Origin of the sequence: Vibrio thalassae (assembly GCF_900089835.1) — a bacterium.
Lineage (GTDB): Bacteria > Pseudomonadota > Gammaproteobacteria > Enterobacterales > Vibrionaceae > Vibrio > Vibrio thalassae.
In genome coordinates, this window is the sequence record NZ_OANU01000122.1 from 1 (window position 1) to 6,801 (window position 6,801).

At 46.4% G+C, this 6,801-nt stretch carries 6 protein-coding genes and 1 pseudogene; 3 read left to right on the forward strand and 4 right to left on the reverse strand.

The features are described 5' to 3' along the window. On the forward strand, positions 1-192 hold a 192-nt coding region (locus VTH8203_RS20325; RefSeq protein ID WP_279627160.1), incomplete at its 5' end, for a transposase. A gap of 21 nt (positions 193-213) precedes the next feature. On the opposite strand, the gene VTH8203_RS20330 is transcribed toward VTH8203_RS20325, so the two are convergent. Continuing rightward, on the reverse strand, positions 214-1,665 hold the full coding sequence (locus VTH8203_RS20330) for a DEAD/DEAH box helicase (RefSeq protein ID WP_096995289.1): 1,452 nt from the start codon (positions 1,663-1,665) through the stop codon (positions 214-216). A gap of 266 nt (positions 1,666-1,931) precedes the next feature. Here VTH8203_RS20330 and VTH8203_RS20335 point away from each other — a divergent pair, with 266 nt between their 5' ends. Further along, a complete protein-coding gene (locus VTH8203_RS20335) occupies positions 1,932-3,335 on the forward strand; it encodes an MATE family efflux transporter (RefSeq protein ID WP_096995290.1) in 1,404 nt (467 codons plus the stop codon). 75 nt (positions 3,336-3,410) lie between these two features. On the opposite strand, the gene VTH8203_RS20340 is transcribed toward VTH8203_RS20335, so the two are convergent. The 3 genes from VTH8203_RS20340 to VTH8203_RS20350 form a co-directional block, all read right to left on the reverse strand. Continuing rightward, positions 3,411-4,376: an enolase C-terminal domain-like protein gene (locus VTH8203_RS20340; protein ID WP_096995291.1), complete on the reverse strand. Its 966-nt coding sequence runs from the start codon at positions 4,374-4,376 to the stop codon at positions 3,411-3,413. A gap of 7 nt (positions 4,377-4,383) precedes the next feature. Then, entirely contained in the window at positions 4,384-5,388 is a 1,005-nt protein-coding gene (gene dgcN / locus VTH8203_RS20345) for an N-acetyltransferase DgcN (RefSeq protein WP_096995292.1), read from the reverse strand. 148 nt (positions 5,389-5,536) lie between these two features. Then, entirely contained in the window at positions 5,537-6,442 is a 906-nt protein-coding gene (locus VTH8203_RS20350; RefSeq protein WP_096995293.1) for a LysR family transcriptional regulator, read from the reverse strand. A gap of 245 nt (positions 6,443-6,687) precedes the next feature. Between VTH8203_RS20350 and VTH8203_RS25805 the strand changes: the two are divergent. Then, positions 6,688-6,801 (forward strand): annotated as a pseudogene (locus VTH8203_RS25805) (IS982 family transposase); the annotation flags it as partial.

Genomic DNA, 6,801 nt, shown 5'->3' on the forward strand with positions numbered 1-6,801 from the left:
AAAAGGTTCATTATTGAAACGATTAATGACCAATTAAAGAATATATCTCAAATAGAGCACTCAAGGCATCGCAGCTTACATGGTTTTATGTTGAATTTACTTGGCGGACTAATCGCTTACTGTCTGAAACCAGAAAAGCCATCACTCAACATCACAAACACTGAAAAGACAGGATTGATGGCGATGGCTTAAACCGATCTCAGGTTATTTTAGTTATGCGCTTTGCTGTGGTTTGTTCGTTTGAGGCTTGCTTGAGCGAGGTTTGTTGGCTCTTGGTTTACGATTTTTGCCATTGCCATTGCCATTGCCATTGCCATTGCCATTGCGTGGTCTTGACTTACCCGACTCATCTTCGGCATTACGCTGGGCATTGAATCGTCTTGGTTTGCGCGGCTTTTCTGAACGCGGCTTATCAGCACGACCATGTCCTGACGTGTTGGCTTTCTCTTGCCCGACTTGTTTAGGCTGTTTCGGTTTTTTAGGCTTCTTCGGTTTAATCGGACGTGTGTCCAACTTTGATTCTGGAACCGCATTTACAGGCTTGAAGCCGTCTAATTCGAAACGGTTGATAAGCTTGCCGATCAGTCTTTCAATACCGAAGAGCTCTTTTGCCTCATCAGCACACACGAGAGAGTACGCTTTGCCAGTTTCACCGGCACGACCCGTGCGCCCGATTCGGTGGACGTAATCTTCTGAGACATGAGGAAGATCGAAGTTTACAACTTGCGGCAACTGCGGAATATCAAGGCCACGAGCTGCAATATCAGTCGCGACTAGCACGCGAATTTGACCTGTTTTAAAGTGCTCAAGTGCTTTAGTTCGTGCACCTTGGCTCTTGTTGCCATGAATCGCCAACGCGGTGATCTTCTTGCCTTCAAGGAAGCGAGCCAGACGGTTAGCACCGTGTTTGGTCTTACAAAAAACTAAGACTTGTTTCCAGTTACCATCATCAATCAGCTTTGCCAGCATCGCCGGTTTTTGCTTCTTATCTGCCATATAAAGGCTTTGTTCGACCAGTGCCGTGGTTGAGTTTGGTGGTGTGACTGAGACTTCAACTGGGTTATTAACTAAGCCTTTCGCTAAATCACGAATCTCATTGGAGAATGTAGCGGAGAACAGTAGGTTTTGACGGTTTTTAGGTAGTAGATCGAGGATCTTCTTAATATCGCGGAAGAACCCCATGTCCAACATACGGTCAGCTTCATCAAGCACGAGCACTTCAAGTTGAGAGAACTTGATAGCGTTTTGTTGGTACAAATCGAGCAGACGACCTGGGGTGGCGACCATGACGTCGCAGCCTTTGCGTAGTTTCAGCATTTGTGGATTGATTTTCACACCACCAAACACACATTGAGAGGTAAGTGGAAGGTGGATGCTGTATTTGAACACGCTCTCGTGAACCTGTGCAGCCAGTTCGCGCGTTGGGGTTAGAATAAGCGCGCGAATATGATTGCCTTTCACTCGCTGACCAGAGTTTAATCTTTCAAGTAGCGGTAGTGCAAAACCAGCGGTTTTACCAGTGCCGGTTTGTGCGGCAGCCATGACATCTTTGCCTTCTATAATAGCAGGAATGGCTTGCTCTTGAATTGGTGATGCCTTTTCGTAACCTAATTCTTGGATAGCACGAAGAATAGGAGTCGAAAGACCTAAGGATTCAAAACTCATAGTGGTACTCATCAGTGGAGTGAGAAAAGTGGCAGTCATGGGATAGAGCGAATCTATCGTTATATAAGGCCGTAAACCCAAGGATAGGGTAAGGCGCGCTATTCTGCGTGCTTTTGTGACGAACTTCAATACAATTCTTGTCGATTAACGCTATTGAAATTTACAGGTAGGGTGTTTATATTGTCGCCGCCTAACGGGCACACCCTAAAACGCACATCCGCCATCCCGCCATCACTGGTGCATTTCTATTGGTGTTTAGAACTTTCATGCAAACGACTACTCGTCCTTTTTCTCGTTTTACTCGTGAATCGGGTGCACTGATGCATCTGTCGATTCCTATCATTTTGACCCAATTGGCAACACAAGCTATGGGGTTTGTCGACACCACGATGGCTGGGCAAGTCAGTGCCGCTGATCTTGCTGCGATAGCTTTGGGTGCCAGCTTATGGATTCCGGTTTTGTTATTGCTTCGTGGTGTCATTATGGCACTTACACCTGTAGTGGCTTATCACCGTGGTGCGCGAGATTTTGAGAGCATCTCTATTGAGTTTTTCCAAATGGTTTGGATCGCATTGATTTCCAGTGCGCTATTAGTGGCGTATTTGGTCAGTGCGAAACCGATCTTAGAGTGGATCGGCGTTGCTTCAGAAATTATTCCTATTGGCAGTGATTACGCCTTTGCGTTAGCATTTGGTGTACCGGGTATTGCTCTGTTCTATACCTTAAATGGTTTCTGCGAAGGGATGAACAACACTAAAGCGCCAATGATCATTTCGGTTATTGGTTTGTTGGTGAATATTCCGGTCAACTACGTTTTGATTTATGGCAAGTTCGGGTTTCCTGAACTTGGCGCAGTGGGCTGTGGCTGGGCAACCAGTTTAGTGTATTGGCTAATGTCTGGACTCTTGTACTCCTACATTAAAAGCCATCACCACTATAAAACCATTATTCGTTTTACTGATATTAAACCAAGAGCAAAAGAGATGATTCATTTGCTTAGGTTAGGGCTACCCATTGGGATGAACATCGCGGTCTGCGGCAGTATTTTTGCTGTTATTGCTTTGCTTATTGGTCGTATTGGCGCGGAAAACGTAGCCGCCGCGCAGATCGCACTGAACATCTCTAGCATGACGTATGTGATTCCAATGAGTATTTCGTTTGGCATCACGATTCGGGTTGGCCATGCCTTGGGTGCTAAAGATGAATTAGGTGCAATAGAGCGCAGCAAAATCGGTATTTTGGTTGCAGGATTGATGTCACTGATGCCGGTGACGATCTTCTTGTTGTTCCCTGACGTGATTATTCGACTTTATACGACCGACCCTGCCGTGAGTGCAACAGCGGCAACACTATTGGTGTTTACTGCGATGTATCAATTCAGTGATGCCCTACAAACCTCATCAAATGGTGCACTCCGTGGTTACAAAGACACCAAAGTCCCTATGCTGTTGGCGATCGCTTCTTATTGGGGATTGGCGTTACCGCTCGGTGTGGTGCTTGGTTTGACCGATCATATTGTGCCAGCGATGGGCGAAAAAGGCTTTTGGGTAGGCATTGTAACAGGGTTGAGTGTGGCTGCAGTCTTGATGTTACTGCGTTTACGCTATGTGATTAAAAAACGTCCTCAGACTATGGCCGATGCGGTGCCTAGGGAAATAGTTACCAGCTAAAAGTAACAACGCGTGACACCTGAAGAGGGTCACGCGTTTTTTTGCTCTTTCATTGAGAGTGAATGCTTTTGAGTGCTATAGCAGTAGTCGACCTTTTTTATAGCTAAGTCCATTGTCAATATCGCTGCCAAGCAGTACCGGACCATCGAGATCTACCACTTCCGCTTTAGTCGCAATCGGCAATGCGGCCTTCATTGCCATCGATGTTCCTAGCATACAACCGCTCATGATCATCAACCCCAGCTCCCGAGCTCGTCCCTCCAAAGCTAAGGCTTCGGTTAATCCTCCCGTTTTATCAAGCTTAATGTTGATCATTTCATAACAATCGACCAGCTCATCGAGCTCAGATCTGGTATGACAGCTTTCATCAGCACACAGTGTAATGGGGTGGGGAATGCCTTTGAGCAGGGCATCTTGACCGCTTGGTACGGGCTGTTCAATCATGGTGATCTTCAGGGGGACCAGCTGTTCAAATAATGATTCGAGATCAAGTGACGCCCAAGCCTCATTGGCATCAATTACGATCTTTACCTCAGAGGAGAGGGCTCGAATAGCGGCTATCTTGTTGACGACATCCTCACTATCAAGTTTTACTTTGAGTAGGGTCGCGCCCTCTTCAATATACTGTTTTGCCTGACTGGTCATGGTGTTGAGGTCAGCAACAGACACCGTCATCGCCGTTTCGATGCTAGGAGCAATCGCAAAATAGGGCGATGGGAACTGGCTGTCAGAAAGCAAACTTTCTAGTGACCATAAGGCGCAATCAATTGCATTTCGAGCAGCACCTGCTGGATAGTTTTGCAAGGCGAGCCGAGCTTCAAATGGCTCTTTAGTGACAAGGTGAGCACTGAATTCCTTGATTTGCGCCATGACTGACTCCACCGATTCACCATACCTCGGGTAAGGAGTGCATTCACCTTGTCCGAGTTTTCCTTGATATTCGATAGACACACGAACCACTTCACAATGAGTTCGTGCGCCTCTTGAGATAGTGAATGGCTTCGTGAGTTTAATTGAGTGATGGTGCGCTTCAATCTTCATAAGACTCTCACAGTGTTTTTAACTTGTTTGCGATTGAGTCTACGCCAAAACGAACCGGGTCCGTTACGGGAAGGTCAAACTGTTCACTCCATTGTTGACATAGTGCTTTGGCCTCAGACTCCTCCAATAGGGAAGTATTTAAACAGATACCAGCGAATTGGACTTTGGGATTGGTCACGCGCGCAGCCAAAAGATTCGCATCCATAGTTTGCTCAATGGTTGGCAATGGCGCATGAGGAAGGTGACGAATGTGCTGACGTCCCACTTCGTGACAAAGAATAAGCGCGTCAGGTTGAGCTCCGTGTAATAATCCTAAACTCACCCCGGCATACGATGGGTTGAAAAGCGAACCTTGTCCTTCGATGATATCCCATTCATGCTCATCAAATGTTGGACTTAACGTTTCTACTGCACCTGAAATGAAGTCGGCGACGACCGCGTCTACAGAGATCCCTTGGCCATCGATTAAGATGCCAGTTTGACCTGTGGCTTTGAACCTAGCGTCAATATTTAGCTGTTTAAGAGCTTGTTCAATAGCCAGGGCACTGAACATCTTCCCAACAGAACAATCGGTGCCAACAGTGAGTAACCGTTTCCCTGACCGTTTCCTACCATTGCCCACCGCTAGGTGCTCGTCGTAGTGGCGAACATCGAATAGCTGAATGATGTTTTTATCAGCAAGTTGTGCCAACTCAGGAATGTCGGTCAATCTTTGGTGCATTCCTGATGCAATGTCAAATCCTAGGTTCGCTGCGGCGATGAGAGGTTCAACCCAGTTTCTTGGAATAAAGCCGCCAGCATTGGCTGTGCCTAAGACAAGCGTTTTCGCACCTTGCTGTTTAGCTTGTTCGAGCGTTAATTCTGAGAGTCCCAGAGAGACGGTATCTTCGGACAATCTCAGTTGCCCCAAACAAGCATCTGGACGCCATTTAACAATACCGCGCGCGGTTTTTGCTGATAGAGGATCCGTAACGTCACCGAGGAAAAGTAAGTAAGGCTGAGAAATGTTCATAGTGTCCCTTTATTCACAAATAGCGAAATTCACAAGTAGATGAATTCAAACGCATTGAGTTGATGCCATCTAAGATAGGGACAGGGCACTTTAATAGCGAATACTCTGTTGTTGGTCGCCTATAACATTAAGTTATAGGCGCGCTTGGCTATTCGCTGCTAGCGTGATGCTTAAGCATGGCAAGAAAAGATCTGGTTGCAATCGAAAAAGGATGTAAGTCGCTTGTAAGTAGTGATACCGAGCAGTCGATAGCATCTGAGAGATGAAGTCTTTTTAGGCTATCACTTGTTGCATATTGACTGGCGGTCCAAGGATCGACGATCGCAATTCCAGCCCCAAGAGCGGCGAGCTCGGCTCCCGAGCTGTAATTCCTAACCGTCAGGGATGGAGCAAAATCAGCTTGTATTTGCTCAAGAGCATGGGTGAGCTTTTGTCCTAAAGGGTCACGTCTGTCTAAGGCGATGATACTGAGTTCATCGTTTAACAGAGTTTGCAACGTGACAGAAGAGGGCTGATTTTCGCTAAAGCATAATCGAGTGAGTGCAGAGATAGGCACGAGGACTTGCATTGATTTCTTGGTGAGAAGTTGATGAGAAATGCCGGCTGGCGTGTCTTCACCAAACGCCACAGCAATATCGAGCGCATTGTCGAGTAATGCGTCGCACAATTCACTGCGATTTCCCGTCACCAATTCGATAGAGCATTGATGTGTTTGATGGAAATGGGCAACTACAGGAGTTAGGAATTTGCTGGCTAAAACTGGCGGCGCACCGATTCGAATATGTTGATGGCCTTTTTTAACTTTGTTAGTGAGACTTTTAAACTGACCGAGTTGAAGATAGATTTTCTCCACTTCCGGCAACAGGGTTTTGGCTTCCTGAGTGGGGATCAGACGACCTTTGACGCGTTCAAATAGAGAGAAACCAAGCTGTAATTCAGTATGAGCTAAAACGCGAGTCACATTCGGTTGGGAGACATGGAGGTTTTTCGCTGCTCCCGAGACGGTTCCCGTTTGCATAATCGCATAAAACACTTCTAACTGACGTAGGTTCACAAAGACTCCATTCCTATAGTGGCTTGCTCTACTGTACTGGATCTTGCGGATGATGAGAATGGGTGATTGTGTTGCTACAAGGACTCTTTCAGAAAATGAAAAGAGTCCTTATTTCTGGAGGGTTAACCTACTTTTAGTGGATTAACCTATTTAACCTGAACTCGGGATAAAAAAAGAAGGGAACTAAAAGCTGGTTCTGCGATCAGATCTTTCGACCAAGAGAGACTTATCACAAGGAACCAGCTATGCACAAATTAGTGGACTTATTTTGCCATGTCGATGACTTTTGTCAGGCTTTTCTACCCCAGTGGCAAAAACTTCAGCTTGAGAGCGGCGTACGGAAGCGTAATCGCAAAGGC

What these genes read in the sequence shown, in the direction of transcription:
- VTH8203_RS20330 (WP_096995289.1), bottom strand. Translation starts at nt 1,665, where the DNA reads ATGAGTTTTGAATCCTTAGGTCTTTCGACTCCTATTCTTCGTGCTATC.
- VTH8203_RS20335 (WP_096995290.1), top strand. Translation starts at nt 1,932, where the DNA reads ATGCAAACGACTACTCGTCCTTTTTCTCGTTTTACTCGTGAATCGGGT.
- VTH8203_RS20340 (WP_096995291.1), bottom strand. Translation starts at nt 4,376, where the DNA reads ATGAAGATTGAAGCGCACCATCACTCAATTAAACTCACGAAGCCATTC.
- dgcN (WP_096995292.1), bottom strand. Translation starts at nt 5,388, where the DNA reads ATGAACATTTCTCAGCCTTACTTACTTTTCCTCGGTGACGTTACGGAT.